The sequence below is a fragment of the Hyphomonas sp. CACIAM 19H1 genome (assembly GCF_003325995.1).
Taxonomy (GTDB): Bacteria; Pseudomonadota; Alphaproteobacteria; order Caulobacterales; family Hyphomonadaceae; genus Hyphomonas; species Hyphomonas polymorpha.
In genome coordinates, this window is sequence record NZ_CP016437.1 from 3655523 (window position 1) to 3682412 (window position 26890).

Here is a 26890-nt window from a genome sequence, read left to right on the forward strand (position 1 = left end):
CCTCCCCAGGAACCCGCGCCTAATTGATGGCAGGCGTGCCTGAGCGGACAGCCGCCAGCATTTCCTTGGTGGGATAGCCATCTGCCAGGAAGCCGCGTGCCTTCTGGAAGTTCTGCAGCGCCGTCTTGGTCCGCCGGCCCGCAATCCCGTCAGCGGTGCCCGCGTCATAGCCCAGGGCATTGAGTCCGTCCTGGAGGTCTCGGACTTCAGCCACCGTCAGCGGTGCCAGATGTTTCGGCCAGGCGGCCACCGGGCCACCCTTTCCGATGATCATGTCGCCGGAAAGCCCCACAGCCAGCGCGTAGGAATCGGCACGGTTATAGGTCTTGAACACGTTGAAGTTCTTGAACAGCAGGAATTTCGGCCCGCTGGCCCCGGCCGGCAGCCAGAGTTCGGCAAAATCGGCCCCGCCGGTCTCGAAAGCGCCGCCCCGGATCGGGGAAAGCCCTGCGGCTACCCAGGTCGCCATCCGGCGCTCACTGCCATCCGCCAGGCTGAAATCAAACCCTTCGGGTGTCAGCACCTCAATGCCCCAAGGCTGGCCCTTCATGTATCCGGACCGGGCGAGATAATTGGCGGCCGAAGCAAGGGCATCTGCCTCACTTTTCCAGACGTCCTTGCGGCCATCGCCGTCAAAATCGACGGCGTGGGCCACATAGGTGGAAGGCATGAACTGGGTCTGCCCCATCGCCCCCGCCCAGCCTGCAATCAGGTCTCCCCTGCGGGCATCACCATCCTTCAGGATTTTCATCAGGGCATAGAGTTCGGATTCGGCCAGATTCCGCCGCCGGTCTTCCACGGCCATATTGGCCAGCGCATTGGCTGCATCATCCCGGCCGATAAAACCGCCGAAATTCGTCTCCATCCCCCAGATCGCCAGCAGCGCCGAGCGGTCGACCCCATAGGCCGCCTCAATGGCATCCAGGGTCGTGCGGGTAGAGGAAAGTTTCTGCTGGCCCTGAGTGATCCGTGTATTGCCCAGCGGCGTGGCCAGATAATCCCAGATCGGCTTGGCAAACTCGGCTTGATCGCTGGGCGCGGTCTGAGTTTGCACCGTGTCAGCGCTGCCCAGCCACATTGTGATCGGGCTGATATTTTCCAGCATCGACTTCACGATCGCCCGGTCATGGCCTGCGGCCATCGCGCGGGCGGAGAAATCGTCACGCCAGGCATCCATGGCTGCATGGCCGGAGGATTTATAGACAATCGGCCCGGTTTCCGGCGTCGGAGAGGGCGTTCCCGTCACCGGGGGCTTTGGCGAAGGCGCCTGAGGCCCGGCTGCGCACGAGGCTAGCGCCCCGCAGACAATGGCAATTCCCATCCATTTTGAACGGGCCAGTCCTGTGATAATCATGGCCTTTGCCCCTTTGGCGGCCTTCTCGCCGCAGTTACCGTCCTTGACTCGGCTATCCGGATTCATTACGCGCTCCGCTTTCCCAATTCCTAAACGTTCCAGGCCAGACCCATGAAAGTCCGCTCGTCTCTCAAATCGCTCAAGTCACGTCACCGCGACTGCAAGATCGTGCGCCGTAAGGGCCGGGTCTATGTGATCAACAAAACCGACCCGCGTTTCAAAGCGAAACAAGGCTGACCCTTAGATGAACAGGGAATGAGGCGGCACCATGACAGCCCGCATCGCCCTGTTTGATTTAGGTGGCGTCCTCCTCGATTGGTCGCCTGCGCGGCTTTATTCCCAGATCTTCAGCAACGCGGCTGAAGCGGACCGGTTCCTTGCCGAAGTATGCACCATGGCGTGGCATACCGAGCATGATCGCGGCGTCAGCTTTGCTGACAATGCCGCTCCGCTGATCGCGCAATATCCCCAGTACGAATCCCAGATCCTTGCCTGGCACAGCCGCTGGGGCGAGATGTTCGGGGGCTATGTTTCCGGCACCGACCGTCTGGTGGAAATGCTGTTCGGCCGCGAAGTGCCCCTTTACGGTCTTTCCAACATGCCCGCGGAAATCTGGCCCCAGATGCTGGATATGTTTCCGGCCCTGCACCGTTTCCGCGACATCGTGGTTTCCGGCCAGATCGGGCTGATCAAGCCAGACCCGGCCGTCTTCCATTATGCCCGCACCCGCATGGGCGATCCCGATCCCGGTGAGGTGCTGTTCATTGATGATCTGCCCCGGAATATCGCGATGGCAGACGCGCTCGGCTACCAGACCCACCTGTTCACAGGCGCTGCCCGGCTGGAAAGCGAACTGATCCGCCAGGGACTTCTCTGACCCTGAAAGGCGTCTTTGACAGTTGATCTGAAGGAGGGCGTTGCCGCCGGCCGCCGGCGCGTCATATTGGAAACCATGATCAAGCAGCTTCTCCCTGCCCTTCTGCTGTTTTCGCTGGCGCCGCTGGCGCAGGCCTTTCCGTCCGACGAGATGTTCGAAAAACTGAAAGCGGCTGAGGATGAGGCGATCGCGGCCGATGTTGCTGATGATATCTGGGCCAGCTGGCTGGAATCCGGGTCGCCCAGCGCTGACCTCGTGATGCGCCGGGCGGCCGAAGCGCTGGCTTATGGCGAAACGGAGCTTGCCCGCGACCTGCTGGACCGGGTGATCCTCATGCGGCCGGACTTTGCCGAAGCCTGGCACCGGCGCGCGGGCATCTTCCTGTCGGAGGAGAACTATTCCGAAGCACTGCGCGACCTGAACCAGACGCTGGAGGCAGAGCCCCGTCATTTCGGCGCCTGGCTCGGTATGGGCTTTGTCCTCGAACAGCTAGGCGGGGAAGCCGAAGCGCTCGACAGCTACCGGGAAGCGCTGAAAATCTATCCGTTGATGCCTCAGGCCAAGGCGGCGGAGGCGCGCCTGACGCTGAAGGCCGAAGGCCTGGAGCTTTGAAACGCATGATCACCGTGTCTCTGGTGGCCCTGTCGGGCCTCAGCCTTGGCGCCTGTGTCTCCAGCATGGCCTATACCTCAAAGGTAGAGGCGGCTTACCCGCCGGACGGCCAGCAGGTCGCTGTCAATGGCCATGGCGTCCATGTCATGACCCGTGGGCCGGAAGCTGCGCCGGTCGTGCTGATGATCCATGGCGCCAGCGCAAATGCCCGCGAATTCACCTGGACGCTGGCCCCGCGCCTGGAAATGGATTTGCGCGTGCTGATGGTAGACAGGCCGGGGCATGGCTATTCTGAACGCTTTGGCGGCGCAGACACGCTGGCCGCACAGGCCGCTCAGATGGCCGGCGCGCTGGAGCTGCTGGCCCCTGGCCGCAAGGCGACCGTGGTAGGCCATTCCTTTGGCGGCGCCGTGGCCCTGAGACTGGCGCTTGACCGGCCAGACCTTGTCTCCAGCCTGGTCCTGCTGGCGCCCGTCACCCATGATTGGGGCGACGCAGAGGGCGGCACCGCCTGGTACAATTCCTTTGCCGCCAACCCGGTATTCGGGCCGTTCTTTTCCCAACTTGCCCCGATTGCCGGGCCAGCGCAGATGAAAAACGGCATTTCCGGCGTCTTCGCCCCGGCACCCACCCCGCCTGACTATTTCGAAAACTCCGGCATCGGACTTTTCCTGCGCCCGCCAAACTTCCGCGCCAATGCCCAGGATATGACCCAGCTGAAGCAGGAACTGGCCGAGCAATCCCGGCGCTATGGCGAGCTTGCCGTGCCCATCACCGTATTTTCCGGCAGCAAGGATACGGTCGTTTCACCAAAACTTCATACCGCCCGGCTCAAGAAGCAGGTTCCCATCGAACTGGTGATCCTGCCAGACGAGGGACATATGCCTCATCATGGCGAGGGCAGCGCTGTAGCGGGCGCCATCCGGCGGCTGGCCTTTGGCCGCCAGACCCGCTAAAGCCTTCCTCTCGCCTCAGCCCGGAAAGGACACCCCATGGACGACAGCTTTGAGCTGACCAAAATCGACGAAACCACCCGGGAAAAGCTCCGCCAGACCGTTGCCAAGATCGAGCGGCTGGAAGAGGAGAAGAAGGAGGTCGCCGAGCAGATCAAGGAAGTCTATGCCGAAGCCAAGGCGATCGGCTTTGACACCAAGGCCCTTCGTCAGGTGATCCGCCTCCGGAAGATCGAACGTGCCGAGCGCGAGGAACAGGAAATGATCCTCGAAACCTATCTCATTGCCCTTGGCGAGGCCTGAGACCAGGGGGATAATTGCGGCAACGGGCAAATTCGTCTGATGTGATCGCATGACCAGAGAAGTCGATGAGCGCAAGAAGCGCGCGGCGCTGAGGAAGCTGCGAAAAGCCGCGATGCTGGCCGAAAAAGGCCTTGGGCCTCCCTTGTCGGACTGGGAACGCGAATTTCTCGAGGAGGTTGAAGGCCGGATCGAGAAATTCGGCTCTGCCTTTGCCGATCCCATGAAAGGCGCGGAAGGTGAGGCCCTTTCCAGCCTGCAGCAGGCAAAACTGCGCGAGATTGACAAGAAAGCCCGCGGCAAACCCAGTCGCGGCCTGCAGACGCGAAAGCCGATGGGCATGAAGCGCAAGCCGGTCCCGCGCGCACGCGACCATGATGTTGAGGCTGATGAGCCTGAAATAGCGCCCGAGCCGCCCGCCAAGCCAAAACCCACCCTGGTGCCCGCCTCCAGCCTGTCCCCACCGGAGCCCGGCAAGATCACCCGCCTGCGTCAGACAAAGCCCCGCCTGACAGTGATTGAAGGCGGCGCAAAAAAAACTGAAAACTGACGAGCGTTTCAGACGTATAGTCAAGTATGACCGATCTGACCGCTCCCGCCCTCCCCCGCAGCCTGCTTGTCACCGGCGCCTCCACCGGCATTGGAGAGGCCTGCGCCCGCCACATGGCCGCCAGAGGCTGGACTGTATTTGCCGGAGTTCGCAGCCTGAAGGACGCCGACGCCCTGAAAGACGGCGCCATGGGGGATCTTCGGCCGCTGATTCTGGATGTTACCAAGCCCGAGCAAGTGGAGGCCGCCGTCACCACGATTGGCACTGCGCTCGGCAATAAGCGTCTCTCGGGCCTGCTCAACAATGCTGGGATTGCCAAGATGGGACCGCTGGCGATCCAGCCGCTGGACGATTTCGAGGCGCATTTCAGCGTCAACGTGTTCGGCTTGCTGCGCGTGACGCAGGCCATGTTGCCCCTGCTTGGCGGTGACCCGGCCCGCCAAGGCCCGCCTGGGCGCATCGTCACGATCACCTCGGTCGGCGGCAAGATCGCCGCCCCCTTCCTCGGCGCTTACACCGCCACCAAACATGCAAATGAGGCGATGACCGACACACTCCGCCGCGAACTCGCGATCTATGGCATCGATGCCATCGCCGTCGGCCCCGGCTCGGTGCGCACGCCTATCTGGAACAAGGCCGAAAAGGACAATGAAGACGGCCTCTATTCCGGAAGCGATTGGGAAAAGCCTTTGGAAATTTTCGAAGAAGCCATGCTGAAAGGCGGCAAGACGGGCCTCCCGCCTCAGAAGATCGCTGAAGTCGTCGAAGACGCGCTCAGCAGTCCCAAACCCAAGGCCCGCTATGCCCCGGTGCCCGACAAGCTCACCAACTTCACCATCGCCAGCCGCCTGCCCAAACGCTGGCTTGACGCGATTTTCATCAAGCGCTTCGAGTTGAAGAAGAAATAACGCGAGTAGTTCAGAAATCAGCCCGCCCGGCCCATGCGGCGGCGCTGGACGCTCGAGGGAATGTTGAGGCTTTCGCGATATTTCGCCACCGTGCGGCGGGCAATCTCGATGCCGAATCCGGTGAGGATTTCAACGATCTGGTCGTCCGAAAGCACATCTTCGGGCGCTTCTTCATCGATCAGCTGCTTGATCCGGTGACGGACGGCCTCGGCCGAATGGGCCTCCCCGCCGCCGGTCGCAGGGATGGAGGCAGAGAAGAAGTATTTGAATTCGAAAAGGCCCCGCGGGGTGGCCATGTATTTGTTCGTGGTGACCCGGCTGACCGTGGATTCGTGCATCTCGATGGCATCAGCCACCTGCTTGAGGTTCAGCGGCCGCAGATGCGCCACACCATGGGCGAAGAACCCGTCCTGCTGACGGACGATCTCGCTCGCCACCTTCAGGATGGTGCGGGCGCGCTGGTCCAGGGACTTCACCAGCCAGCTGGCCGAGGCGGCACATTCAGAGATGAATTCCTTCTCCTTCTCGCGCATCGGCAGGGCGGTGACCTCGGCATAATAGGCCTTGTCCATCAGCACGCGGGGCAGATTGTCAGAATTGAGCTCAACGGCAAACATGCCGTTGGGCAGTTCACGGACGTAAACATCTGGCGCCACGGCGACGGTGGTGTCGCTGGAAAAACCCGCGCCCGGCTTGGGCGAAAGCTGGCGCAGTTCCAGCAGCATGTCCTGGATGTCGGCCTTGTCGACCCCGCACACATCCATCAACGCCTTCATGTCATGACGGGCCACAAGGTGGAGATTGTCCAGCATCGCCTGCATGGCAGGGTCCAGCCGGCCGCGATCCCTCAGCTGCAACGCCAGGCATTCGGGCACAGAGCGCGCCATCACGCCGGTCGGGTCAAAGCCCTGGCAAACGGTCAGCACTGCCTCGACATTGGCAATGTCGGCGCCCAGCGCCTTGGCAACATCTTCCAGCGGCGCGCGCAGATAGCCGGTCTCGTCCATCTCATCGATCAGCCGGGCAGCGATCAGCCGGTCAGCGGCCGAAAGGCCCGCAAAGCTGAGCTGGGAATGGAGATGCTCGTGCAGCGTCACATCGCCGGAAACGTTGGCCGCATAGTCGAAATCTTCAGAGGCCGGACCATTGGAGGCGCCCGACCAATCGGTGGTGGCAGAAGGCCCGCGCGCATCGGCGGCCAGGGCGGCATCAGAGCCGGTGCCCGGCTCGAACACATCTTCGCCCGGCGCGTCCAACTGGTCGCGGGCTTCGCCAAGGCCAGAGCGCTCGTCAAGGGTCAGCTGTTCGCGGCTCTTGGGGTCGCTCGCTTCGGCGGCGGCGGAGCCGCCCTCATCCTCGACCTTCACGAGCAGCGGATTGCGCTCAAGCTCGGCCTCGATGAATTCGGAAAGCTCCTGGTTCGACAGCTGAAGAAGTTTGATCGCCTGCTGAAGCTGCGGCGTCATCACCAGGGATTGGCCCTGGCGCATGTCTAGTGATTGTTTCATGGCCATAGGCCGCGCCCCCTGAGATCAAGCGGCGAACTGCTCACCCAGATAGACCCTGCGCACATCCTCATTCTTCAGCACATCCTCTGGCGTGCCGGTGAACAGAACTTCACCATCATACATGACATAAGCCCGGTCGACGATCTGGAGCGTTTCACGCACCTGGTGATCCGTGATCAGAACACCCAGGCCGCGCTGCTTCAGATAGCGGACAAGTTCGGAAATGTCGGAGATGGCGAGCGGGTCGATGCCGGTGAACGGTTCGTCCAGTAGCATGAAGCTCGGACGAGACGCGAGCGCGCGGGCGATCTCCACGCGCCGCCGTTCACCGCCCGACAGGGAGGTGGCAGGCTGGTTGCGCAGATGTTCGACATGCAACTCGCTGAGCAGGCCATCGACCTGTGCCATCCGCGCAGCCCGGTCTTTCTCGACCAGTTCCGCCACGGCGAGCACATTTTCTTCTACAGTCATCCCCCGGAAGATTGACGCTTCCTGCGGAAGATACCCCACGCCCAGACGGGCGCGCTGATACATCGGAAGGCGGGTAACGTCCTCGCCATCGATGGAAATGGAACCGGAATCGGCTCCGATCAGCCCCATGATCATGTAGAAGCAGGTGGTCTTGCCGGCCCCGTTGGGTCCAAGCAGGCCGACGACTTCTCCCCGCGCAAGGGAGAGCGAAACATCGCGCACAACCTGACGCTTGCCAAAGGCTTTGGCGAGGTTGCTGACGACAAGGCCTTCGGCCGGTTCGCTCATGATCTGGTCATTCCCTTTACGTGGAGCGGTATCGCCGCCCTCTGCTACCCTAGACCGTCATGCTTAAGATCGGCTTCAGGATTCCGTCAAAATTCACCGGTTCGCCTGTGATTGGGTCTCCGGATCGATCACCATGCGGGTGCGCCCGCCGCCGCCTTCCAGCGTGGTGCGGCGATTGCCGATCTCCATCTTCAGACGCTGACCCTCCGCCACGTCCCGGTCCCGCATCAGGGCTACATTGCCGGTCATCGTGATGGTATCGGTGGCCAGCTCATAAATTCCGCGGTCACCCTTCGCCTTCAACTCGGGGGTGACGTAATAGACGTTCCCTTCGGCCACGATCGACTGCACCTGGCCAAAGCCGGCGGCCACGCCCTGAGTGCTGGCGCCCGGCGCCGGCTCACCGGTAAAGAGGATGGTGACGGTATCAGCCCGCAGGCGCGCAGTGCCCTGGCGGATGTCGACATTGCCCACCAGCAGGACCTTGCGCTCCCGCTCCAGGCTCTCGGTCCGCTCCGAATTGATATAGATCGGCCCGCCCTCAGAAGAGATCTGCGCATGGGCCGGCACGCCCATCAAAAGGCCAAGCACAAGGCCGATACCGGCTGCCTTAAGGAGTGCCATCTTGTTCACCTTCACGCGTTTCTGCCGATGGTTCGGACTTGCTGGGATAAATCACTGTCTGGACATTGCCCATGAAGACGATGCGGTCACCGCCATCAAGGATTTCATACGAGTCTGCCCGAATATCTCCAAGAGGGCCCCTGCCCTGCAAGGGCGAAAGGCCTTCCACACGGTCTTCGGCCACATGCAGCCGGGCGCCCTGCGAATTGAAAATATAACCGGCCGCATCCGATATCCGCACATCCTCATACAGTTCCAGGATGCCGGTATCGCGGTCATAAAAGCCTGACGGCGCCTGCACTTCTGTCCCCTTGGAGTCGCGTAGCACCGGGCCGACCAGGTCAACCGCCCCCTCTCGGGAGCGGCGGCGCTTGGCTGCTTCAGCGGTGATCGTGAAGATCTCGCCGGCCGCGTCGCGCCCGGTAAAGCGAGGATTGATCATGGTCACCGCCTGGGTGTCGTCCACCGGCGGGGGGCGGCTTTCCTGATTGATGGCGCTGCGCACGATATAGCCGAGGAACAGGCCAATGGAGATGGCAGCAGCCGCCACCAGCCCATAGCGCAGATACTTCACCCGCGAAGACCGGCGCCGCGCCTGCGCCAGCGTCAGCTGCCGCCGGGGCGCCCAGAGCGAGATCGGATCATTGTGACGGGTTGCGTCCATGGAGGCGGGCAAAATCCGGCTAAACTGCAGTCAACCGGGAGTCTTACCCGTGATGTTCGTGCTGTGAAAGCACGAGAAGGCAGGTATTGGCGGGACTTTGCTCAGCTGTGAGCAAAAATATCCTCGTCCGGCCATCCCGCCAGGTCGAGGTCGGCCCGCACCGGCAGGAAGGCAAAGCACGCCTCAGCCAGCTGCTTGCGGCCCTCGCGCTCCAGCATGGCCTCGAGCCCTGCCTTGATCTGGTGCAGATAGAGCACATCGCTGGCAGCATACTGGATCTGGGCGTCGGTCAGCTTGCTCTGGCCCCAGTCAGAGCTCTGCTGGGCCTTGGACATGTCGACCCCCGCCACCTCGCGGGCAACATCCTTCAGGCCATGCTTGTCGGTATAGGTCCGGGCAAGGCGTGAGGCGATCTTGGTACACCAGATCGGCGCGCAGGTAATGCCCATCCAGCGCTTCATCATCACCACGTCAAACCGGGCGAAGTGGAAGATCTTCAGCACCTTGGGGTCGGTCAGCAGCGCCTTGAGGTTCGGGCAGTCGTAATCACGGCTCAGCTGTACGATGTGTGCCTTGCCGTCGCCGGCCGAAATCTGCACGAGGGTGAGATTGTCCCGCAGGGGGTTCAGGCCCATCGCCTCGGTATCGACGGCAATCACGGGGCCAAGGTCGAGACCTTCGGGAAGGTCGCCCTTATGGAGGGTGATCTGGTTCATATAGCGGCCCTTATCACGGCGCGCGTTAAGCGCAAGTCAAAGGCGACGCTTACCCCTGCGCGCGCTTCGCCGCCACAATGGCTGCATCCAGCGCCGAAAGGAAGCGCGAACGGTCCGCCTTGCTGAAGGGCGGCGGCCCGCCTGCCCCGATCCCGGCAACGCCCACCCGGCGGTCTGCCATGATCGACCTTGTGGCCATGGCCGTGCCGATGGAGTCGTCCGTAAACGGCTTGCCGGAGGGGCTGATGACACGCGCCCCGGCCTTCAGGCTGCGGTCTGCCAGCGGAATGTCCGCCGTCACGACAATCGCGTCCGGCCCGGCCGCCTCGGCGATCCAGTCATCGGCGGCGTCAAAGCCGTCACTGACAATCTTGCGCGAGATCAGCTTGTGTTCGGGAATGCGCAGATAGGAATTGGCCACGACCACCACGGCCACCTGATGGCGCAAGGCCACGGTGTAGATCTCGTCCTTCACAGGGCAGGCATCGGCATCGACAAGGATACGAACGGTCATTCGGTCTCCATCGCCGCAATCCACTCCCGGATCAAGGCGAGGCTGTGAGGATCGGCCACACTGCGGCCAAGCTCCGGCATGGCTACGCCCGGCTCGGTTGAGGCCATCCGGTAAAGCAGGATCGAGGCGTCGGGGTCTCCCGGCACGATCACCTGTTTCAAGCCGCCCGAGCCGCGCCCGGCGGCAACGGGATGTTTCAGGATGCCGATCCGGGCCTGGCCGGTCTCTGTGGAGGCAAGCCAGAGCCCGGAATTGGACGCCGATCCGTCCGCCTTGTGACAATGAGCACAGTTCACGTCCAGCCACGCCCGCGCCCGCAGGTCCAGCGGGGCAGACGGATCAAAGGCGTAAGGCTCTCCCTCCACATCCTCCGGCACTCCGGAAAGGATGCCCGCCGCCTCCCAGCGCGTCAGCTGGTCCTTATGGGCAAGGTGACGCACCTTCGGCCCAATCGGGGCTATGTCCTTGCCCGCCTGATGGCAGGTCTTGCACTGGTTCTGATTGGGCACGGCATAGCGAAGCTCAAGCGTCTCGCCGTCCGGGCTGATGGTCTCGATGCCGAGCCGCTGACCGGCAGGGCTGTAGACTGCTTCGGTCTGCGCCGCGTTCCAGATATATGGATAGGCGGCCCAGCCGCCCGCCTTGTGAATGAGGAGGCGCGTCTCCACCCGCCATTGCCCCTCTTCCGGCGCGCGCATGTCGGGGGCGAACGCAAAGGTCTTTACCAGCACGGAGCCAACCGGAAAATCGAACACATCCGTTTCGCGATAGGCCGCCGCCTGACCGTCCGGCACGAACACGAAGCGGTGCTTGGCGGCGTGGTCTGTAAACAGCGGATTGATCAGGTCATAGGGCAGAACGCCGGGTGCAGGCGCGCCCGACGCCATATCGGCAAACAGTCCGTAATCGGAAAGGCTGGGGGCGGGATCTTCCGCGAGGATCACGCCAAGATCAGGCCCCGGCGCCCCCTTCCCTGCCGGCGAGCAGGCCGCCAGCAGGAAAAGCGGGGCAAGCAGAACCACCCATCTCATGACTGTACGTACCTCAGCGATCCGCGTGCGGCAGAACGATGGCGGCAGGCTCTGCGGCAGGCGTGGCCTGCGGACGCTCCGGCGAAGGCGCCATGGTGGCCGGATCGATCGGATACTTACCAAGTCCGAAGCTGATGAAGCCCACTTCCGGCCCTTCCAGCACGGCAAGGTTCACGTCCTGCGCCGCGCCTTCGCCCCAGCGGGCCACCCCGTCCCAGACAATCGCTGGCAGCGTGCCGCCCAACGCGGCAGCCAGGGGCGCAAGATCCCCCTGCGGATCATTGCCGCCGGCGCCGTAGAAATTGTCCCGCAGCACCAGATCGCGTGGCAGCGGATTATACCGCTCATCCGTGAACGGCAGCGAATAGGACATGATCAGCACATGGGCAGAGCGGTTGTCGTCGAACTTGTTGTCGAACACATGCACATTCTGGTTGGCCATTACGATGACACCGGTGCCCGAAGGCACGCTTGCCACAATATTGCCAGCAGGCGCAAAGTTGCGCGTATTGTTACTGCCGATCTCGTTGTCGAAGATGCGGGTGGAGTTGCCGCCCGTCACCGGAAGGTCGGGCAGGTCGAACACCAGGATGCCGCCGGTATTGTTGCGGGCGATGTTGCCATAGACATCGGCATTCATCGAATTTTCGATCTCGATGCCGGCCACATTATATTCGACCACGGAATTGCGGACGATGATATTGTCCGACTGGCCCACATAGATGCCGGCGTCGGAAGCCGCGCGGACAGTAACATTTTCCACCAGTACATTTTTCGACTCGACCGGGTATACGCCGTAGGCGCCGTTATTCTCGTCTGGCCCGCCCGTCCATTCCACGGTCAGGTAACGGTAGATGATCTGATCCGCGCCCTTGGACTTGATCCCGTCGCCCTTGGTGTTGCGGACAGCGAAATCCATCAGCGTCACATCATCGGAGGTCACCAGCAGGCCCTCGCCCGCGCCTTCCTGGCCGGTGAAATCGAGGATCGTCTTCTCCTGGCCTGCCCCGCGCAGCGTAACGCCGTCGATATCCAGAGACAGACCGTCGGCAAGCTGGAACGTGCCTTCCGGCAGCATGATTGTCTCGCCGGGTTTGGCCGCGATCAGCGCCGCCTGCAGCGTTGCGCCAAAATCGCCTTCGGCAGACAGCGGCGCTGGCAGTTCATTGATGGCGGCCGGCTTGTCGCTTGTCGCAGGTGAGCAGGCAGCCAGCGTCAGCAGAATGGCAGCGCCGCCGAGAGCGAGCAGTCGAATTGTCATGGGTTCCCTCCCCGGGATTGTTATGACGCAAGTGTCAACTTCAATCCGGGGAAAAGCAAGACCGGTGAATAGCAAAGCTGGGCGCCCGATAGAACTCGGCGCCCAGCCTGTTGTTGCCGGCTCAGTGGACGCTGAGCGGGTGGAGATCGTTGGCGTGGCAGGCGGCAAAGGCAGCGTCACGCCCTTCCACGATGGCAAGGCGCTGGCCGTCCGCGGAGAATACCATGAACAGGTCCTCCGGGTCGTCGATGTCGGCGAGCGCGTCGGGCGGCAGAAGGCCGCTGATCTCGCCCACATCCATATGGCGGATATAGACGAGAGCTTCTTTCTCAAACAGGTCAGTCTTGATTTCGGTCGTCATCAGTCCACTCCTTTCCGCGCCCCGGCGGGGTCGCTGGCAGAGGGCTCACTGGCCACCTTGCCATGCAGGAAAGGTGGGCCTGCATTGTGGCCGGTTCAAGCACCTTGATGCGGCATCATAGCGGCAACCCCTTAAGGACCGTTACCGGCCGCGCCGTTGCCCGAAATGTTCCCAGCCTGCCCGCCAAACGGTCAGGATTGTCCAGAAACTGTCCGGAATTGTCCAAGAATGTCCGCAGGTGTCCGCGTTTGCCGTGGGTTATGGCGGAAAAACAAAAGGCCGCCCTTGCGGGGCGGCCCTTGCGTTCACTTTTCCGTGTACCGGAAAAGTGGGGTCCTGGTGGAGCCAAGGGGAGTCGAACCCCTGACCTCTTGCATGCCATGCAAGCGCTCTCCCAACTGAGCTATGGCCCCGGACCGGGAAGCGGATGCACTAAACGAGCGCTGATCCGCTTTCAAGCCCCTTTTTCACCGATCGTCGTCTTCATCATCATCTGCGATTTCGAGGTCGTCATCTCCGTCCTCGTCATCGTCGATTTCGAAGTCTTCCTCATCATCGTCGGCGATGATGATGTCGTCTTCGTCGTCTTCATCGACGCCGTCCTCGGAGAAGCCCGAAGGCACTTTGCCTTCCTCGTCTTCATCCTCAGCGCCTTCCAGAACGATGTCATCGTCATCAGCGCCAAGTTCCTTGGCGTCTTCTTCATCTTCTTCGGCGTCGTCATCAACCTCAGCGGAGTCGTCCTCGTCGTCATCCCGGATGACGGCGTCTTCCTCTTCCTCGAGATCTTCTTCGTCCTCATCTGCCGCTTTCACAGCAGCGCGGGCCGCCTTCGCCTTCACCTTGGTGATGGTCGTGCGGATCACTTCGTCTTCAGGGTCGAACTCGTTGCCGCATTTGGGGCAAACGGCCGGGCGTTTGTTCAGATCGTAGAAACGAGACTCGCAGGACGGGCAGACCTGCTTGGTTCCGAGTTTGTCCTTGGACATGGGGCTTGCGCGCTCCTCTTGGGGCAAAAAGCCAATTGGAAGTTGGCGGCGCGCTTGCCATGAACGCCCCGCGCTGTCAAAGCCCCAATTTACATCTGCAACCCGCCTTTCTGACGAGACCTTTCCCCAATGGTATGGACCAGCCACCCGGTCAAACGCCTCGCCGGCGCCATTCGCGCGCCCGGAGACAAATCCTGCAGCCACCGCGCGCTGATCTTTGGAGGCCTTGCTGAGGGCGAAAGCCGCTTCACAGGGCTGCTGGAAGGCGATGACGTGCTGCGCACCGGCCAGGCCATGCAGGCGATGGGCGCCACCGTCACGCGCACCGGCCCAGGTGCCTGGGAAGTGACAGGTGTGGGCGCGAAAGGCCTCTCCTCACCCAAAAACGTTCTGGACTTCGGCAACTCCGGCACCGGCTCCCGCCTGCTAATGGGGGTGATGGCGGGGTATGATCTCACTGCTTCCCTGACGGGCGACGCGTCGCTCTGCTCACGCCCAATGAACCGGGTGCTTAATCCGCTGCGCCAAATGGGCCTGAAAGATACCGCCGGGCCGGATGGCAAACTGCCCTTCACACTGACGGGATCGAAATCCCTGAAAGCCATCCGCTATGCCCCGCCCCAGGCAAGCGCGCAGGTGAAATCCGCCGTGCTGCTGGCGGGTCTCAATGCCGAGGGAGAAACGGTGGTCGTCGAAGCCAAGGCAACGCGCGACCATACCGAACGAATGCTGCAGGGCTTTGGCGCGGCACTCTCGTTCAAAACAGAGCCGGGCGGCGCCCATGAGATTGGCCTCAAAGGCGGCCAGCGCCTCTACGGGCTCGAGGCCGCCATTCCGGGCGACCCCTCTTCGGCCGCCTTCCTCATCGCGGCGGGCATCCTCTCGCCTCAGGGCGATGTGACAGTTGAGAATGTGATGTCGAACCCCACCCGGTCCGGCTTCTATGACGCGGTTGACCTGATGGGCGCCGGCCTCGGCGCCGAGGAACGCGGCGAAGCGGCCGGGGAACGCCTGATCGACCTGCATGCGGGCTATGCCGGCCTCAAAGGCATCGCTGTGCCCGAACGCCTCGTTGCCTCAATGATCGACGAATTCCCAATCCTCGCCGTGCTCGCCGCCTTCGCCAATGGCGAAACCCGCGTCACCGGCGCTGAAGAACTGCGCGTCAAGGAAAGCGACCGGATCGGCGCGGTTGTGGCCATGCTGCGCGTCAATGGCGTGGAAGTGGAAGAGACCGAAGACGGCTTCACCGTGCAGGGCTGCGGCGGCCCGCCCCCCGGCGGCGGCCTCGTTGAGACCCGTCACGACCACCGCATCGCCATGAGCGCGCTGGTCATGGGCACAGCGTCACAGAACCCCGTCAGCGTCGACGACATCTCCATGATTGATACGAGCTATCCGGAATTCATGAGCCATATGGCAACGCTGGGCGCGGACATTCGGGGCTGACCCCTGCCGCGAGGGCAAAATTGACGGATCGGATTCCCGCGCCAATGTCGGCGCATGACAACGCTGTTTGATCCCCTCTCCTTCACCCGTGGCCCGGCCATGAAGAACCGCTTCATGCTGGCCCCGCTCACCAACATGCAGAGCCATGCCGATGGCACGCTCAGCGATGACGAGTTTCACTGGCTGGTGAAACGCGCCGAAGGCGGCTTTGGCCTGACCATGACCTGCGCTGCCCATGTTCAGGCCGATGGCCAAGGCTTTCCCGGACAGCTGGGCGTGTTTGACGACAAGCACCTGCCCGGCCTCACCCGTCTTGCCAGGGCGCTGAATGATCAGGGCACCCATTCGGTGGTGCAGCTGCACCATGCCGGGATGCGCACCCCGCGCGAATTGATCGGCGGTCGCGCGCCGCTGTGCCCATCAGCCGACGCAGAAACAGGCGCCCGCGCCCTGACGCTTGACGAAGTGAAACAGGTTGCAACGGATTTCATCGCGGCCGCAAAACGCTGCGAGACGGCCGGCTTTCACGGCGTGGAGCTGCACGGCGCCCATGGCTATCTGCTCTGCCAGTTCATCAGCGCCGACATCAACAAGCGCGAAGACGAGTATGGCGGCTCCTTCGAGAACCGGACCCGCCTGCTTTGGGAGATCATCGCCGGCGTTCGGGCCGAATGCGGGAAGGACTTCTCCCTTGGCGTTCGCCTGTCACCGGAACGCTTCGGCATGGACATTGGCGAGATCCGCCGCCTTGCCAGCGAGCTGATGACCAGCGGTGACATCGATTATCTCGACATGTCGCTGTGGGACACGTTCAAGGAGCCTGAAGATCCAAGCTTCAAGGGCCGCCCCCTGGTCGAATGGTTCACCGGCCTGCCGCGCGGCAATTGCCGCCTGGGCGCCGCCGGAAAGCTCACGACTGGCGAAAGCTGCGGGCGCGCGATGGAGGCCGGGCTCGACTATGTCGTGATCGGCCGCGGCGCGATCCTGCACCATGACTTCCCCAAGAAGGTGGCGGCAGACGCAAACTTCCAGCCGATCGCCCTGCCCGTTCCCGAAGCACATCTGGTGGCCGAGGGGCTGGGCCCGGTCTTCGTCAACTACATGAAGACCTGGAAGGGCTTCGTCGCAGAAGCGGCCACAGCCTGAGACCTTCTTGACTTAAGGGCGGGGCTGGCTCACTCCCCGCCTCCATGATTATCGCAATCGACGGCACAACCGCTTCCGGCAAGGGCACCATCGCGCGGCGCCTGGCCGCCCATTATGGGCTGCCGCATATGGACACCGGTCGCCTTTACCGGGCTGTCGCCGTGGCCGCGATGAAACAGGATGTACCCTTGGATGCAGCCGGGCCGCTGGCCGATATCGCCCGGATGCTGGATCTGAGTGACTTCGTGGAACACGAGCTGCGCTCAGCGGAAGCTGGCAAGGCCGCGAGCGTGGTGGCCGCGATCCCTTCCGTGCGTCAGGCCCTGTTCGAGCTGCAGCGGGCCTTTGCGACCCGCGCGGGCGGCGCGCTGCTGGACGGGCGCGACATCGGCACGGTGATCGCGCCAGACGCGGATGTGAAGCTTTGGGTGGACGCCGATGTGCGCCAGCGGGGCGAACGCCGCTGGAGGGAACTTGTCGGTCATGGCGAAGACGTGACGCTGGATCAGGTCATCGATCAGCTGAAGATCCGCGATGCCCGCGATCAGGGGCGGACAGACGCTCCCGCGGCGATGGCCGCCGATGCCATCTTGATCGATACCACTGATCTCACTATAGACGCGGCTGTGGAAAGGGCGATGGCTGCCGTTGAGGCTGCTCTCGCCAAGGGAAAGACTGCCTGAGGGGCGCCCGCAAAGGGATGCTTCAATCCAAACAGGCGGTGCCCGCTTCAGATATTGAAAGACCACGCGACGGGTCGGATGTGCGCAGGCGGCAATGGTGCCGGTCCTGCCTTTGAACCATTCGGCCCTCCCCCGGAGACCCCATGACCAACCAAATGAACCCCTCCTCGGCCGATTTCGCCTCGATGTTCGAGTCGTCGGCAGCGGCATCTGCCATGCAGGAAGGCCAGGTTATCCCGGCCACCGTCCTGCGCATCGACAATGACTCCGTCGTCGTCGACATCGGCCTGAAGACCGAAGGCCGCATCCCGACCAAAGAATTCCTGCTTGAAGACAAGCAACCCGCCCCCGGTGACCTGATCGACGTTTACCTCGACCGGATCGAAAACGCGCTGGGCGAAGCCGTTCTCTCGCGCGACAAGGCCCGCCGCGAAGAGCGCTGGGTGAAGCTGGAGCGCAGCTTCTCCAAAGGCGAGCCCGTCAAGGGCGCCATTTCCGGCCGCGTCAAAGGCGGCTTCACCGTCGACCTCGGCGGCGTCAACGCCTTCCTCCCCGGCTCCCAGGTGGACATCCGCCCGGTGCGCGATGTCGGCCCGCTCATGGGCGAAGTGCAGCCGTTTGCGGTCCTCAAGCTCGACCGCGTTCGCGGCAACATTGTTGTCTCGCGCCGCGCGATCCTCGAAGAGAGCCGCGCCGAACAGCGCGCCGAGATCGTTTCCGACATGGCTGAAGGCGACGTCCGCAAGGGTATCGTCAAGAACATCACCGATTACGGTGCGTTCGTTGACCTCGGCGGCATCGACGGCCTGCTGCACGTCACCGACATGTCCTACAAGCGCATCAACCACCCCTCGCAGGTGGTCGAAGTGGGTCAGGAAGTCGAAGTCCAGATCATCAAGATCAACCCGGAAACCCAGCGTATCTCGCTTGGCATGAAGCAGCTCGGCACCGATCCGTGGGACAATATCTCGTCCCGCTACCCGGTCGGCGGCCGCCTGAAGGGCACTGTCACCAACATCACCGACTACGGCGCGTTCGTGGAGCTGGAAGATGGTGTGGAAGGCCTGATCCACGTCTCCGAAATGAGCTGGACCAAGAAAAACGTCCACCCCGGCAAGATCCTCTCGACCTCTCAGGAAGTCGATGTGGAAGTGCTGGACGTTGACAGCGAAAAGCGCCGCATCTCGCTTGGCCTCAAGCAGACCATGGACAATCCGTGGAGCGCCTTCCTCGCTGCCAACCCGGTTGGTACCGAAATCGAAGGCGAAGTTCGCGGGATCACCGAGTTCGGCCTCTTCATCGGCCTCGGCCCGGACCTCGACGGCATGGTGCACATCAACGACATCGCCTGGGACAAATCCGGCGATCAGGCGATCGAAGCCTTCACCAAGGGCGACCGTGTCAAAGCGAAAGTTCTCGATGTCGACGTCGATAAAGAGCGCATCTCGCTGGGCATCAAGCAGCTTTCCGGTGACCCGATCGAAGCAGCTGCCAGCGAGTCTGGTGGCGGCGGCGGCGGTCTGAAGCGCGGCGCAACCGTGACCTGCACCGTCACGGAAGTGACCTCGGGCGGCATCGAAGTCGAGTTCGGCACCCCGGCGGTGAAGTCCTTCATCCGCCGCTCCGACCTCTCCCGCGACCGCGCCGACCAGCGCCCCGAGCGTTTCGCTGTGGGTGACAAGGTCGATGCCAAGATCGTGACCGTGGACCGCGCAACGCGCCGCGTTTCGCTCTCGATCAAGGCTCTGGAGATCGCCGAAGAAGCCGAAGCCGTTGCACAGTACGGCTCTGCAGACGCAGGCGCTTCGCTGGGCGACATTCTGGGCGCTGCCCTCGCCTCCTCGAAAGGCAAGCCGAAAGCCGCCGCGGACACTGATGCCCTCGACGACCGGGGCCGTCTCGATGCACCGCAAGGCGAAGCGGACGACCTCAAGAAGCTGAAAGGCCTCGGGCCGGCTTTCGAGAAGAAGCTGAACGAAGCGGGCATCTACCACTTCTGGCAGATCGCTGCGCTCTCCGACGCGCAGATCGCAGACCTCGAAGAGGAACTGGCAATCCAGGGCCGTTTCGAGCGCGATGGCTGGAAAGATCAGGCTGATTCCCTCGCTTGAGGTTAGCCCATTTGGGGGCTTGCCCGGCTGAAACCGGGCCGGCCATCTAAATTTCCCGAAATGTTTGCGGCGGGGGCCTAGCGCTCCCGCCGCAAATGCGTTTATTATCAATGCGATGCTCAAGTCCCAACTCATAGAGAAGCTCGCGGCTGAAAACGCGCACCTGCGTCACGAAGACGTCGAAAAGGTCGTGAACGTTATCCTCAGCGAGATTGGCGAAGCGCTGGCTCGGGGCGACCGGGTAGAACTGCGCGGCTTCGGGGCCTTCTCCGTGCGCAAGCGGGACGCCCGCAAGGGCCGCAATCCCCGCACCGGCGAGCCTGTTAAAGTGCCCGCCAAGGCAGTCCCCTTCTTCAAGGCTGGCAAGGAACTCCGCGCCCGCGTCAATGGCGGCAATGATCCCGAAGCGAGATAGGTAGCGCTCTTTCGCGCGCCTGATGCAGCGCCTTGACGCTCGGGCCAAACCCCGCGAACTCTAATTCAAACTCTGGCTGCATCCTGCCAAAGGGAAGGGGTTAATATGTTTAAGGAATTCAAAGAGTTCGCTCTCAAGGGCAATCTCGTCGATCTTGCCGTCGGCTTTATCCTCGGCGGTGCATTCGGCACGATCGTCACCTCGCTTGTGAACGACATCATGATGCCGCCGCTCGGCATGCTGATGGGCGGCGCCGATTTCTCCGACCTCTTCATTTCCCTCAACGGCCAGGCTTACGCCTCTCTGGCCGCTGCATCGGAAGCCGGTGCCCCGGTGATTGCCTATGGCAGGTTCATCAACGCGCTCATCTCCTTCACGATCATGGCATTCGCGCTGTTCTTCGTGGTCAAGGGCATGAACACGCTGAAGAAGAAAGAGGCCGCAGCCCCGCCGCCGGCCCCGCCGCGTCAGGAAGTGCTTCTGGAAGAAATCCGCAACCTGCTGGCCAAGAACCAGTAAGGAACCTGCGGAAAATCAGGGTTCGCAAAGTATTAAGCAGTTAGCTGCTACTTTGTGGATAGTAGAGTACCGCGTAGAGTGCGGAAGGGCGGCCTGTCGGGTCGCCCTTCTTGCTTTCAGGCTCAGGATGTCTTCTGCAGGCCGAGCGTTTGCTCCAGCAGATCATGCGCGCCCTCAGTAAAGTGGAAGGCCTGCCAGCCCCGGCGCCTTGCGGCGGCGATATTCTCCTCCATATCATCCACAAGGAGGAGGCTTTCCGGGGCAATCTCCAGCTCCATTTCGATGTGAGCGAAATAGTCCGTATCCGGCTTGGCGATCCCCATCCGGCCGGCAGCAAAGATGCGTTCCACCCGCTCACCAAAGCCCATTGTGGTTTCGATATAGGACGTACGGTGGATCTCGTTATTGGTTGCCATCACATGACGCACGCCCCGCGCCTTGAGCGGCTCGAACAGCGCCAGGGTGCGGTGATCGGGCAGTGCATCACGCTCGAACCAGTAATCAAGGATCTCGGCAGCGCGTCCGGCCGCAGCATTCGCTTCAGCCCATTCGGTGACTAGCTCCACCAGGCAAGCCTGCCCCACCATCGCCTTCTGAAACCGGCCCGCGAAGAGGTAACTGAAGAAGGAGTGAAGTGAGAGGCCCAGATCCTGCTCGAAATTGCGGGACCAGGCGAAAACCCCCTGCTCGATATTGCTATTGAGAACGCCGTCAAAATCCCATGCGATGACCTGCACAGCCGCCGGATCGAACGGTGATGTCATCAGTAGGTGTATTCCTCGATGGCGGTCAGCGTGATCGTGTAGGCTGCATCTGCCAGTTCGCTTTCCTGCGTCTGGGTGTGGATGGTGCCTTCAATCCAGACGGCCTGGGCCAGATCCTTCATCTTGATCGGCTTCTCCGACATCACGAACACGGTCTGGTTCGGCGGCGGCGGCGGCGCATGGATGCAGGCGCCGAAATACGGCACGAGCAGGAATTCCTTGATCTGCGCATCGGCGCCATATTCGAACGGCACCGTGTAGCCGGGGATACGGATCTTCTTGCCGTTGAGTTCCTTGACGGTGTTGAACGTCCCGATCTGGACAGCCGTATCGGCTGCAGAGCCTTCGGCAATGCCCGCGCCGGAATAAAGCATGGCCATCTGAGCCTGATACATCTGGGCGAGGCGTTCCTCCTCCCCTTCCGGCATCAGGTCTTCCCAGCCGATCCGTTTCACGCCGCGGGCGGCGAGTTCGGCATCCTTGCGGGCCTGTTCCTCTGCACGTTTCTTGGCGGCTTCAGCCCGCGCCGCGGCGCGCTCGGCAGCGTTTTGGCCGATCTTGTCGCCAACCTTGGGGCCTTCCGACTTGGTTTCGGGGGGCGCTTCGTTGGCAGGTTTTGCCGGAGCCGCTTCCGCTGTGCCGGAACTGGAGGCGCCGCCACAAGCGGCAGCAAACGCAAAGGCAACGGTGGCGAAGGCAAAACCGGGGAGGGATGTCGTTTTCATGCCCCCTGTTTAAAGCGCCCGCGGCTGCAGTTCCAGAGCACAATGCTGTTACAATCGGACGCTGAGCCCGTCTGCGAGTGACCGGCGCATCGCCGCGACGGCCGGCACTGCGCCGATCACGAGGGCGGCGAGCGTGACCGCGCCCAGCACATAAAGATCCAGCAGACCGGGCCCACCCGCCCCGAAAGCGACGCCGTAGCGGGCCTGCAACATGGGCGCGACCGCTGCGAACACGCCATGCACGATGACGATCCCGATCAGGGCCCCCATGAAACCGATGAGGCCGGATTCGAGGACCAGCAGGGAGAAGATGTGCCCGGGCCGCGCGCCCGTCGCACGCAGGATCGACATCTCCCGGCGCCGCTCATTCAGGCTGGTGAGGATCGAGGTAAGGATCGACACCAGACCGACCGCAATTACGAAGCCGGACACCGCCAGCAGGGCGCGCTCGGCAATCGACGTGACGCCCCAAAGCTCGCGCAGCGCCTCCCCCGGAATGATCGCCATCAGCGGTTCGCCGCGATTGGTGTTGATCTGCCGGCGTGTGGTGAGGATGGTGCCCTTCCGCTCCAGACCTACGAAGATCGCTGTCACAGTCTTGGGGGTAAGGTCGAAGGAGCGGATCATCTCGGTCGGGATGGAATCGGCCAGCGGGTTCTTCGCGCCGGTTTCCCAGCCGACATGGATCGCGGTGATGGCTTCGAGCGAGACATGCACGGTGCGGTCGACTGGCGTTCCGGTCGATCTGAGGATGCCCGACACGCGGAAGGGACGGTTCTCGTGGCCCGAGCCGAGATCAGCCGCGCCGATGCCATGGGTGAGAATGAGCGGCGTTCCGATCTCGTATCCCAGTTCGCGCGCCACATCCGCGCCGATCACGGCATCAAACAGGTCATCGAAGATCGTGCCTTCAGCCAATTCCAGCGGCTGCCCGCCGCCATATTTGTAGTGCTGGAAATAATCGGTGCTGGTCCCTATCACGCGGTAGCCGCGATGGCTGTCGCCCAGGGCGATCGGGACGGCCCAGGCAACATCCGGGCGCTCCGCAATCTGACGATAGGTTGGCCAGGAAACTTCGGCTGTCGCCGAGCCCATGCGGAACACGGAATAGAGCAGAAGATTGACAGTCCCCGTCGGCGCGCCGACGATCAGGTCCGTTCCGGAAATCGTGTTCTCAAACCCTTCGCGGGCCCCGCTGCGGGCCTTCTCGACCCCAAGGAAGAGCGCAACGGAAAGCGCCACGGCCACGATGGTTAGGATCACCGAGCCTTTGCGGTTGAGAAGGCTTGCCCAGGCAAGGGAGAAAAGAGCGGTCATGCTGGCGCCCCTGCCCTGTTCATTGCGGTAAGATCGGCGGCCCGCGTAAACAGACCTGCGAGAGAGGCGTCATGGCTGACGAAGAGAAGGCTTGCGCCAGAGCGCTCTACCTCTTCGGACAGCAGATTGATGAACCGGTCGCGCGCGTCCGCATCCAGGGCCGAGGTCGGCTCATCCGCAATCACCAGGCTGGGGCTGCCGATCAGGGCGCGGGCGGCCGCAACGCGTTGTTGCTGGCCGACGGAAAGATCTGACACCCGCCGCTCAAGCAGGCTTTCATCCGTCAGGCCAAGCCGGGCCAGCAGGCGGCGTGCCTCCGCCTGCGGATCATTTCCCGCTGCCTTGCGGCGCGCGGGCGAGAAACGCAGGGGCAGCAGGACGTTCCCCGTGACCGACAGATAGGGCACCAGATTGAACATCTGGAAGATGACGCCCATCCGGTCCGCCCGCAGACGGTCACGCTGTGCGGCCGGCAGCTTGCTCATATCTTCGCCCAGAACACTGATGCGGCCCGCCTGGGGTTGGAGCACACCGGCAATCAAGCCAAGAAGCGTCGACTTGCCGGAACCAGACGGCCCCCGCAGAAACACGCGCTCACCGGCCTCGACGCGGAAAGCATCCATGTCGAGCACTTGCGGGCCGCTCTTCCAGGCAAAGCGCAGCCCTTCGATATCGATTACGGGATCAGCCATACCGTTCTTATTTCAGGGAAAGCTCCGGGGAGGAAGGCGTCAGCTCTGCGGCTTTCTGGGCTGTGTCAGTCACAAATACGGCATTGACCTTCTCGAAGCCCGGAAACGCGCTGAAGCCAGCAAAACGCGCAGCAGTCACACCGCCAGTATTAGCGCAGGTCCAGGTGAAGTTTACATGTCCATCGGCGTGGCCGCTGGAGGTGTCCACTTCGGCTGCCGGGGTCTCGGCCGTGCAGGTTCCACCGGTCAGCGTGATGAAGCCAGGCAGCGCTGCGATCACTTCCGGTGTGAACACACCGTCTGCTTCGGAGAGGCCGAAATTGGCCAGCGGCGAAACAAGTTCTGCCGTCAGCTTGCTGCCTTCTATGACGAAGGCCAGATCCGCGATGCCGTGAACATGGGCAGCTCCACCCGCATGATCGTGATCATGATCGTGGTCATGGTCGTGAGCTTCCCCCTCTTCATGGTCATGCGCTTCGCCTTCGGCATGATCTTCTGCGTGCGCGTCATGGCTGTCTTCGGCAGGAACTTCCGTCGGCAGCGCGGCGCCGGCCTCGACGGGGCCAGGCGCTGCCGGCGGGGGCGTGCCTGGACCACAGGCCGCGAGCACCGATAGGGCAGCCCCGGCGAGCAATGGCAGCGAAACACGGGCAAGATGGGTCATAAACAGCTCCTGATTTTTCCGGACTTGGCGGTGCGGCCCAAAGGAAAACCGGCCCACACCGCAAAAATTACTGGCAGGCGGAAGAGTGAAACATTATAACACTTTTCGCAAGGTGCCCGAGCGCACAAGCGCAGCCCTTCTTTAACCCCTGCCCCCTTTTCAGGCCGCAGCAAATCGGACACACGCCGCCGGATGCCCCTTTCTCTTCAGGCGCCAATCCTATTCGGACTCCTCGCGGCTCTGGTCACTTCGGCAGGCCTGATTGCCGTTGCTGTGCGCAGTGAGTGGACTGTGCGCCAATCCGGCCTGTTCTCTCTGGCCGCTGGGGGAATGCTCATCTCCCTCACGCTGCTGCACATTGCTCCCGAAGCGCTGGTGATGAATGGCCGCGCGCCGTACTTCATGCTGGCAGGCTTCTTCGGCGGCCTGCTGCTGAGTTCCGGGATCAGCACGATCTTTCCGGAGAAAGCTGGCGGACGATCCCAGGCGCTGACGCCATTGCTGGCGGTGGGGCTTCATTCTTTCCTGGATGGGGTGATCTATTCAGTCACGTTTGCAGCAAGCTTCGAGGCAGGCGTCTACGCCTCCACCTCGCTCATCATGCACGAATTTGCCGAAGGCGTGATCGCCTTTGCAATTCTTGCCCGGCACGGCTTCCGGGTTCGTGAGGCGGTAATCTGGGCGTTCCTGGCGGCCGGGGCGACAACCCCGCTGGGGGCATTGGTGAGCGGACTTTTCGTCAATGGGCTCGGACCGGATGTTGTCGCCGCACTTTATGCCATTTCGGCAGGCCTGTTGATCTATGTGGCGACTGGCCCCCTGATGCAGCCGCTGAAGGAAGAGCCGCCCCTTCGCGGCGTGGCGGCGCTGGGCGCGGGCATTCTGATCGCCATGCTGCTCTTGCTGGCGCCGCTACATGGCCATGGAGGCCATGACCATGCCCATGATCATGATCATGACCATATCCACCTTCTGAAAGACCCTTCCGGTATCCATCCGTCCGACTGAGGGAACCGGCATAGGCCTTGCACCGTTACTCCTGAAACAGCGCCTTGAGGCGCGGGAGGCCGGGTATGGTTAATTTCAATTTCTGGACGAAACTCTCTTCCCTTTTTATAGTCTTGGTAGCGACATCGCTGGCGGCCGAGGCGCAGGAGGGGTGTGGCCTCAGCGATGTGGCGAGGTTTCAGACGGCCGTTCTCCAACCGGCAGAAGAGGCGACGCCCGCCTATCTCAAACGTACTGCAGAAAGTTTTCTTGCCGACTGCCCAGATCGTTTTGAAGCGCGCGACGCCCATCTGATTGCGGCGCGCAGCGCCATGGATGCGGGCATCGCTGCCGACGCGGTAACGCATTACAATCAGGCTATTGCGCGAGGCGCCCGCCTGTCCCCAGTTCAGCGGCTGGACCAGTCAGTCGCCCTTCTTGCTTCCGGCCAGGAACGGGAAGCGCTGGAAGCGCGAAACCTCGCGATCAGTGAATGGCTGGAAGCGCTGACCGCGCGCGGAATGACGAATTTTGACATCCGGAAATCACGTGGCGGCGTCATTCTGGCTGTCAGCTTCCCTCAGCAGGATCCCGACGCCTCGGTGCAGGCCCTGTGGCTGGCTGTGCCCGATGGTCCGGGGTTGCCGGCCGCCGCCGTCTTGCGGCCTGACCCGATGCGGGCCTCATTGAGAGCTTTGCGCACGGGCCGCGCCCCTTCGGCGCTGACCATCCTGGAGCAGCGCACCTGTCAGGATGCCCGCATTCTGCGGGAAACAGCGGCGCCTGCCGCCATAGAAAGTTTTGACCGGGCAGCAACCGAAGCCATGCGCAGCTATCTTCGTCAGCCTGCGGGGTTGGCGAAAACCGCGCCCGGCGAGCCCCTACCCAGCTGCCTGATGCCTGAACTTATGCTGCCCGTGCCAGCCGCCGCATACTAGAGCGGCAGTTCGGTCGTATTTTTCAGGCACTCCATCGCAAAGGTGGCGCTGACATCGGCCAGATCGACCTTGGCAATCAGCGCTTTGTAAACGCGGTCATAATCGGCCACGCTGCCGACCTGAACTTTCAGCAGATAGTCGACATCCCCGGCCATTCGATAGAATTCGACTACTTCCGGAATGGACTGGACCGCCGAGGCAAAGCGTTGAAGCCAGGCGGCGGAATGATCCCGGGTGCGGATGGCCACGAACACCGTTTGGGCCAGCCCCACTTTTTCAGGATCGATCAGTGCGACCCGCCGGGAGACGACCCCAGCCTCTTCCAGGCGCTTTACCCGCCGCCAGCAGGTATTCACCGAAATACTGACGCGATCAGCCATCGATTCGAGCGATATGCTGCTGTCTGATTGCAGCAGACGCAGGATGGTCCGATCAGTATCATCAATATTTTCCATATTTGAAGTTATTATTCGAAAATTTTCATCATACAATAACCAAA

The 26890-nt window shown here is 62.3% G+C and carries 32 protein-coding genes and 1 tRNA gene; 15 read left to right on the plus strand and 18 right to left on the minus strand.

Going from position 1 to position 26890, the window contains the following annotated elements; all coding sequences use genetic code 11:
• Positions 1-19 precede the first annotated feature (19 nt).
• Entirely contained in the window at positions 20-1354 is a 1335-nt protein-coding gene (locus BBF93_RS17125) for a lytic murein transglycosylase (RefSeq protein WP_233349189.1), read from the minus strand.
• Positions 1355-1465: 111 nt separating this feature from the next.
• Between BBF93_RS17125 and ykgO the strand changes: the two genes are divergently transcribed.
• Genes ykgO through BBF93_RS17160 form a run of 7 tightly spaced genes read left to right on the plus strand, consistent with a single transcriptional unit; the run spans position 1466 to position 5554 of the window.
• Positions 1466-1591: a type B 50S ribosomal protein L36 gene (ykgO, locus tag BBF93_RS17130; protein WP_011648318.1), complete on the plus strand. Its 126-nt coding sequence runs from the start codon at positions 1466-1468 to the stop codon at positions 1589-1591.
• Between the two features lie 31 nt (positions 1592-1622).
• The gene (locus BBF93_RS17135; protein ID WP_035597975.1) at positions 1623-2231 is read left to right on the plus strand and encodes an HAD family phosphatase; all 609 of its coding nucleotides are present in this window, start codon (positions 1623-1625) and stop codon (positions 2229-2231) included.
• 15 nt (positions 2232-2246) lie between these two features.
• Positions 2247-2843: a tetratricopeptide repeat protein gene (locus tag BBF93_RS17140; protein WP_233349190.1), complete on the plus strand. Its 597-nt coding sequence runs from the start codon at positions 2247-2249 to the stop codon at positions 2841-2843.
• Between the two features lie 5 nt (positions 2844-2848).
• On the plus strand, positions 2849-3799 hold the full coding sequence (locus tag BBF93_RS17145) for an alpha/beta fold hydrolase (protein ID WP_114106703.1): 951 nt from the start codon (positions 2849-2851) through the stop codon (positions 3797-3799).
• 36 nt (positions 3800-3835) lie between these two features.
• Positions 3836-4099, plus strand: coding sequence for a DUF2312 domain-containing protein (locus tag BBF93_RS17150; RefSeq protein WP_199285915.1), 264 nt, complete (start codon positions 3836-3838; stop codon positions 4097-4099).
• A gap of 49 nt (positions 4100-4148) precedes the next feature.
• The gene (locus BBF93_RS19705) at positions 4149-4646 is read left to right on the plus strand and encodes a hypothetical protein (RefSeq protein WP_199288421.1); all 498 of its coding nucleotides are present in this window, start codon (positions 4149-4151) and stop codon (positions 4644-4646) included.
• A 26-nt stretch (positions 4647-4672) separates the two neighbouring features.
• Positions 4673-5554 carry an SDR family oxidoreductase gene (locus BBF93_RS17160; RefSeq protein WP_114106704.1) on the plus strand — a complete coding sequence of 294 codons (882 nt, stop codon included), beginning with the start codon at positions 4673-4675 and terminating at the stop codon, positions 5552-5554.
• Between the two features lie 17 nt (positions 5555-5571).
• Here BBF93_RS17160 and rpoN read toward each other — a convergent pair whose 3' ends face one another.
• The 11 genes from rpoN to BBF93_RS17215 form a co-directional block, all read right to left on the minus strand.
• Positions 5572-7068: an RNA polymerase factor sigma-54 gene (gene rpoN, locus BBF93_RS17165; protein WP_035597970.1), complete on the minus strand. Its 1497-nt coding sequence runs from the start codon at positions 7066-7068 to the stop codon at positions 5572-5574.
• 18 nt (positions 7069-7086) lie between these two features.
• Positions 7087-7821, minus strand: a complete 735-nt coding sequence (gene lptB / locus BBF93_RS17170; protein ID WP_051612506.1) for an LPS export ABC transporter ATP-binding protein — start codon at positions 7819-7821, stop codon at positions 7087-7089.
• Positions 7822-7914: 93 nt separating this feature from the next.
• Positions 7915-8445, minus strand: a complete 531-nt coding sequence (locus BBF93_RS17175; protein ID WP_035597964.1) for an LptA/OstA family protein — start codon at positions 8443-8445, stop codon at positions 7915-7917.
• Positions 8432-9109 (minus strand): LPS export ABC transporter periplasmic protein LptC, encoded by a 678-nt coding sequence (gene lptC / locus BBF93_RS17180; protein WP_051612505.1) that lies wholly within the window; start codon positions 9107-9109, stop codon positions 8432-8434. Before lptC ends, BBF93_RS17175 begins: the two co-directional genes overlap by 14 nt.
• Before the next feature lie 101 nt (positions 9110-9210).
• Positions 9211-9825 (minus strand): ribonuclease D, encoded by a 615-nt coding sequence (locus BBF93_RS17185; protein WP_035597960.1) that lies wholly within the window; start codon positions 9823-9825, stop codon positions 9211-9213.
• 49 nt (positions 9826-9874) lie between these two features.
• Positions 9875-10339 (minus strand): YaiI/YqxD family protein, encoded by a 465-nt coding sequence (locus BBF93_RS17190; RefSeq protein WP_035597957.1) that lies wholly within the window; start codon positions 10337-10339, stop codon positions 9875-9877.
• Positions 10336-11370, minus strand: a complete 1035-nt coding sequence (locus tag BBF93_RS17195; RefSeq protein ID WP_035597951.1) for an SO2930 family diheme c-type cytochrome — start codon at positions 11368-11370, stop codon at positions 10336-10338. The genes BBF93_RS17190 and BBF93_RS17195 overlap by 4 nt, the downstream gene beginning before the upstream one ends.
• Before the next feature lie 13 nt (positions 11371-11383).
• Positions 11384-12631, minus strand: coding sequence for a parallel beta-helix domain-containing protein (locus tag BBF93_RS17200; protein WP_035597949.1), 1248 nt, complete (start codon positions 12629-12631; stop codon positions 11384-11386).
• Between the two features lie 121 nt (positions 12632-12752).
• Positions 12753-12992, minus strand: coding sequence for a DUF1150 family protein (locus BBF93_RS17205; RefSeq protein WP_035597946.1), 240 nt, complete (start codon positions 12990-12992; stop codon positions 12753-12755).
• A 337-nt stretch (positions 12993-13329) separates the two neighbouring features.
• A tRNA-Ala gene (locus BBF93_RS17210) sits at positions 13330-13405 on the minus strand.
• A 54-nt stretch (positions 13406-13459) separates the two neighbouring features.
• The gene (locus BBF93_RS17215) at positions 13460-13981 is read right to left on the minus strand and encodes a TIGR02300 family protein (RefSeq protein ID WP_035597938.1); all 522 of its coding nucleotides are present in this window, start codon (positions 13979-13981) and stop codon (positions 13460-13462) included.
• Between the two features lie 129 nt (positions 13982-14110).
• Between BBF93_RS17215 and aroA the strand changes: the two genes are divergently transcribed.
• From aroA to mscL, 6 genes are all read left to right on the plus strand, one after another.
• Positions 14111-15430, plus strand: a complete 1320-nt coding sequence (gene aroA, locus BBF93_RS17220; RefSeq protein WP_035597935.1) for a 3-phosphoshikimate 1-carboxyvinyltransferase — start codon at positions 14111-14113, stop codon at positions 15428-15430.
• A 54-nt stretch (positions 15431-15484) separates the two neighbouring features.
• Positions 15485-16576: an NADH:flavin oxidoreductase gene (locus BBF93_RS17225; protein ID WP_035597933.1), complete on the plus strand. Its 1092-nt coding sequence runs from the start codon at positions 15485-15487 to the stop codon at positions 16574-16576.
• A 44-nt stretch (positions 16577-16620) separates the two neighbouring features.
• Complete coding sequence (gene cmk / locus BBF93_RS17230) at positions 16621-17259, plus strand: (d)CMP kinase (RefSeq protein ID WP_035597929.1); 639 nt, start codon at positions 16621-16623, stop codon at positions 17257-17259.
• Between the two features lie 143 nt (positions 17260-17402).
• Positions 17403-19370, plus strand: a complete 1968-nt coding sequence (rpsA, locus tag BBF93_RS17235) for a 30S ribosomal protein S1 (RefSeq protein ID WP_035597927.1) — start codon at positions 17403-17405, stop codon at positions 19368-19370.
• Between the two features lie 115 nt (positions 19371-19485).
• Positions 19486-19785 carry an integration host factor subunit beta gene (locus BBF93_RS17240; protein WP_035597925.1) on the plus strand — a complete coding sequence of 100 codons (300 nt, stop codon included), beginning with the start codon at positions 19486-19488 and terminating at the stop codon, positions 19783-19785.
• 105 nt (positions 19786-19890) lie between these two features.
• Positions 19891-20304 (plus strand): large conductance mechanosensitive channel protein MscL, encoded by a 414-nt coding sequence (mscL, locus tag BBF93_RS17245; protein WP_035597924.1) that lies wholly within the window; start codon positions 19891-19893, stop codon positions 20302-20304.
• A gap of 122 nt (positions 20305-20426) precedes the next feature.
• On the opposite strand, the gene BBF93_RS17250 is transcribed toward mscL, so the two are convergent.
• From BBF93_RS17250 to BBF93_RS17270, 5 genes are read right to left on the minus strand one after another with little or no spacing between them, the layout of a single operon-like run.
• Positions 20427-21068, minus strand: a complete 642-nt coding sequence (locus tag BBF93_RS17250) for an HAD-IA family hydrolase (protein ID WP_035597921.1) — start codon at positions 21066-21068, stop codon at positions 20427-20429.
• Positions 21068-21793 carry a DUF3299 domain-containing protein gene (locus BBF93_RS17255; protein ID WP_114106705.1) on the minus strand — a complete coding sequence of 242 codons (726 nt, stop codon included), beginning with the start codon at positions 21791-21793 and terminating at the stop codon, positions 21068-21070. Before BBF93_RS17255 ends, BBF93_RS17250 begins: the two co-directional genes overlap by 1 nt.
• A 48-nt stretch (positions 21794-21841) precedes the next feature.
• Positions 21842-23110 (minus strand): ABC transporter permease, encoded by a 1269-nt coding sequence (locus tag BBF93_RS17260; RefSeq protein WP_114106706.1) that lies wholly within the window; start codon positions 23108-23110, stop codon positions 21842-21844.
• Positions 23107-23802, minus strand: coding sequence for an ABC transporter ATP-binding protein (locus tag BBF93_RS17265; RefSeq protein ID WP_035597914.1), 696 nt, complete (start codon positions 23800-23802; stop codon positions 23107-23109). The genes BBF93_RS17260 and BBF93_RS17265 overlap by 4 nt, the downstream gene beginning before the upstream one ends.
• Positions 23803-23809: 7 nt before the next feature.
• Positions 23810-24466, minus strand: a complete 657-nt coding sequence (locus BBF93_RS17270; RefSeq protein ID WP_035597911.1) for a DUF2796 domain-containing protein — start codon at positions 24464-24466, stop codon at positions 23810-23812.
• Positions 24467-24796: 330 nt separating this feature from the next.
• On the opposite strand from BBF93_RS17270, the gene BBF93_RS17275 reads away from it, so the two are divergent.
• Complete coding sequence (locus tag BBF93_RS17275) at positions 24797-25474, plus strand: ZIP family metal transporter (RefSeq protein WP_233349192.1); 678 nt, start codon at positions 24797-24799, stop codon at positions 25472-25474.
• Positions 25475-25539: 65 nt separating this feature from the next.
• Positions 25540-26391, plus strand: a complete 852-nt coding sequence (locus tag BBF93_RS17280) for a hypothetical protein (RefSeq protein ID WP_114106707.1) — start codon at positions 25540-25542, stop codon at positions 26389-26391.
• On the opposite strand, the gene BBF93_RS17285 is transcribed toward BBF93_RS17280, so the two are convergent.
• Positions 26388-26846 carry an Lrp/AsnC family transcriptional regulator gene (locus BBF93_RS17285; protein ID WP_035597905.1) on the minus strand — a complete coding sequence of 153 codons (459 nt, stop codon included), beginning with the start codon at positions 26844-26846 and terminating at the stop codon, positions 26388-26390. The two genes, BBF93_RS17280 and BBF93_RS17285, sit on opposite strands and share 4 nt — an antisense overlap.
• Positions 26847-26890 lie beyond the last annotated feature (44 nt).

Bases quoted from the DNA above. Each gene is read 5' to 3' on its own strand.
- BBF93_RS17280 (WP_114106707.1), top strand. From the start codon at position 25,540: ATGGTTAATTTCAATTTCTGGACGAAACTCTCTTCCCTTTTTATAGTC.
- BBF93_RS17225 (WP_035597933.1), top strand. From the start codon at position 15,485: ATGACAACGCTGTTTGATCCCCTCTCCTTCACCCGTGGCCCGGCCATG.
- BBF93_RS17190 (WP_035597957.1), bottom strand. From the start codon at position 10,339: ATGACCGTTCGTATCCTTGTCGATGCCGATGCCTGCCCTGTGAAGGAC.
- cmk (WP_035597929.1), top strand. From the start codon at position 16,621: ATGATTATCGCAATCGACGGCACAACCGCTTCCGGCAAGGGCACCATC.
- BBF93_RS17125 (WP_233349189.1), bottom strand. From the start codon at position 1,354: ATGATTATCACAGGACTGGCCCGTTCAAAATGGATGGGAATTGCCATT.
- BBF93_RS17270 (WP_035597911.1), bottom strand. From the start codon at position 24,466: ATGACCCATCTTGCCCGTGTTTCGCTGCCATTGCTCGCCGGGGCTGCC.
- BBF93_RS17285 (WP_035597905.1), bottom strand. From the start codon at position 26,846: ATGGAAAATATTGATGATACTGATCGGACCATCCTGCGTCTGCTGCAA.
- lptB (WP_051612506.1), bottom strand. From the start codon at position 7,821: ATGAGCGAACCGGCCGAAGGCCTTGTCGTCAGCAACCTCGCCAAAGCC.
- mscL (WP_035597924.1), top strand. From the start codon at position 19,891: ATGTTTAAGGAATTCAAAGAGTTCGCTCTCAAGGGCAATCTCGTCGAT.
- aroA (WP_035597935.1), top strand. From the start codon at position 14,111: ATGGTATGGACCAGCCACCCGGTCAAACGCCTCGCCGGCGCCATTCGC.
- BBF93_RS17255 (WP_114106705.1), bottom strand. From the start codon at position 21,793: ATGAAAACGACATCCCTCCCCGGTTTTGCCTTCGCCACCGTTGCCTTT.
- BBF93_RS17250 (WP_035597921.1), bottom strand. From the start codon at position 21,068: ATGACATCACCGTTCGATCCGGCGGCTGTGCAGGTCATCGCATGGGAT.
- BBF93_RS17185 (WP_035597960.1), bottom strand. From the start codon at position 9,825: ATGAACCAGATCACCCTCCATAAGGGCGACCTTCCCGAAGGTCTCGAC.
- BBF93_RS17150 (WP_199285915.1), top strand. From the start codon at position 3,836: ATGGACGACAGCTTTGAGCTGACCAAAATCGACGAAACCACCCGGGAA.
- BBF93_RS19705 (WP_199288421.1), top strand. From the start codon at position 4,149: ATGACCAGAGAAGTCGATGAGCGCAAGAAGCGCGCGGCGCTGAGGAAG.
- BBF93_RS17200 (WP_035597949.1), bottom strand. From the start codon at position 12,631: ATGACAATTCGACTGCTCGCTCTCGGCGGCGCTGCCATTCTGCTGACG.
- ykgO (WP_011648318.1), top strand. From the start codon at position 1,466: ATGAAAGTCCGCTCGTCTCTCAAATCGCTCAAGTCACGTCACCGCGAC.
- BBF93_RS17145 (WP_114106703.1), top strand. From the start codon at position 2,849: ATGATCACCGTGTCTCTGGTGGCCCTGTCGGGCCTCAGCCTTGGCGCC.
- BBF93_RS17160 (WP_114106704.1), top strand. From the start codon at position 4,673: ATGACCGATCTGACCGCTCCCGCCCTCCCCCGCAGCCTGCTTGTCACC.
- BBF93_RS17195 (WP_035597951.1), bottom strand. From the start codon at position 11,370: ATGAGATGGGTGGTTCTGCTTGCCCCGCTTTTCCTGCTGGCGGCCTGC.
- rpsA (WP_035597927.1), top strand. From the start codon at position 17,403: ATGACCAACCAAATGAACCCCTCCTCGGCCGATTTCGCCTCGATGTTC.
- BBF93_RS17265 (WP_035597914.1), bottom strand. From the start codon at position 23,802: ATGGCTGATCCCGTAATCGATATCGAAGGGCTGCGCTTTGCCTGGAAG.
- lptC (WP_051612505.1), bottom strand. From the start codon at position 9,109: ATGGACGCAACCCGTCACAATGATCCGATCTCGCTCTGGGCGCCCCGG.
- BBF93_RS17240 (WP_035597925.1), top strand. From the start codon at position 19,486: ATGCTCAAGTCCCAACTCATAGAGAAGCTCGCGGCTGAAAACGCGCAC.
- BBF93_RS17135 (WP_035597975.1), top strand. From the start codon at position 1,623: ATGACAGCCCGCATCGCCCTGTTTGATTTAGGTGGCGTCCTCCTCGAT.
- BBF93_RS17175 (WP_035597964.1), bottom strand. From the start codon at position 8,445: ATGGCACTCCTTAAGGCAGCCGGTATCGGCCTTGTGCTTGGCCTTTTG.
- BBF93_RS17215 (WP_035597938.1), bottom strand. From the start codon at position 13,981: ATGTCCAAGGACAAACTCGGAACCAAGCAGGTCTGCCCGTCCTGCGAG.
- BBF93_RS17205 (WP_035597946.1), bottom strand. From the start codon at position 12,992: ATGACGACCGAAATCAAGACTGACCTGTTTGAGAAAGAAGCTCTCGTC.
- BBF93_RS17260 (WP_114106706.1), bottom strand. From the start codon at position 23,110: ATGACCGCTCTTTTCTCCCTTGCCTGGGCAAGCCTTCTCAACCGCAAA.
- rpoN (WP_035597970.1), bottom strand. From the start codon at position 7,068: ATGGCCATGAAACAATCACTAGACATGCGCCAGGGCCAATCCCTGGTG.
- BBF93_RS17275 (WP_233349192.1), top strand. From the start codon at position 24,797: ATGCTCATCTCCCTCACGCTGCTGCACATTGCTCCCGAAGCGCTGGTG.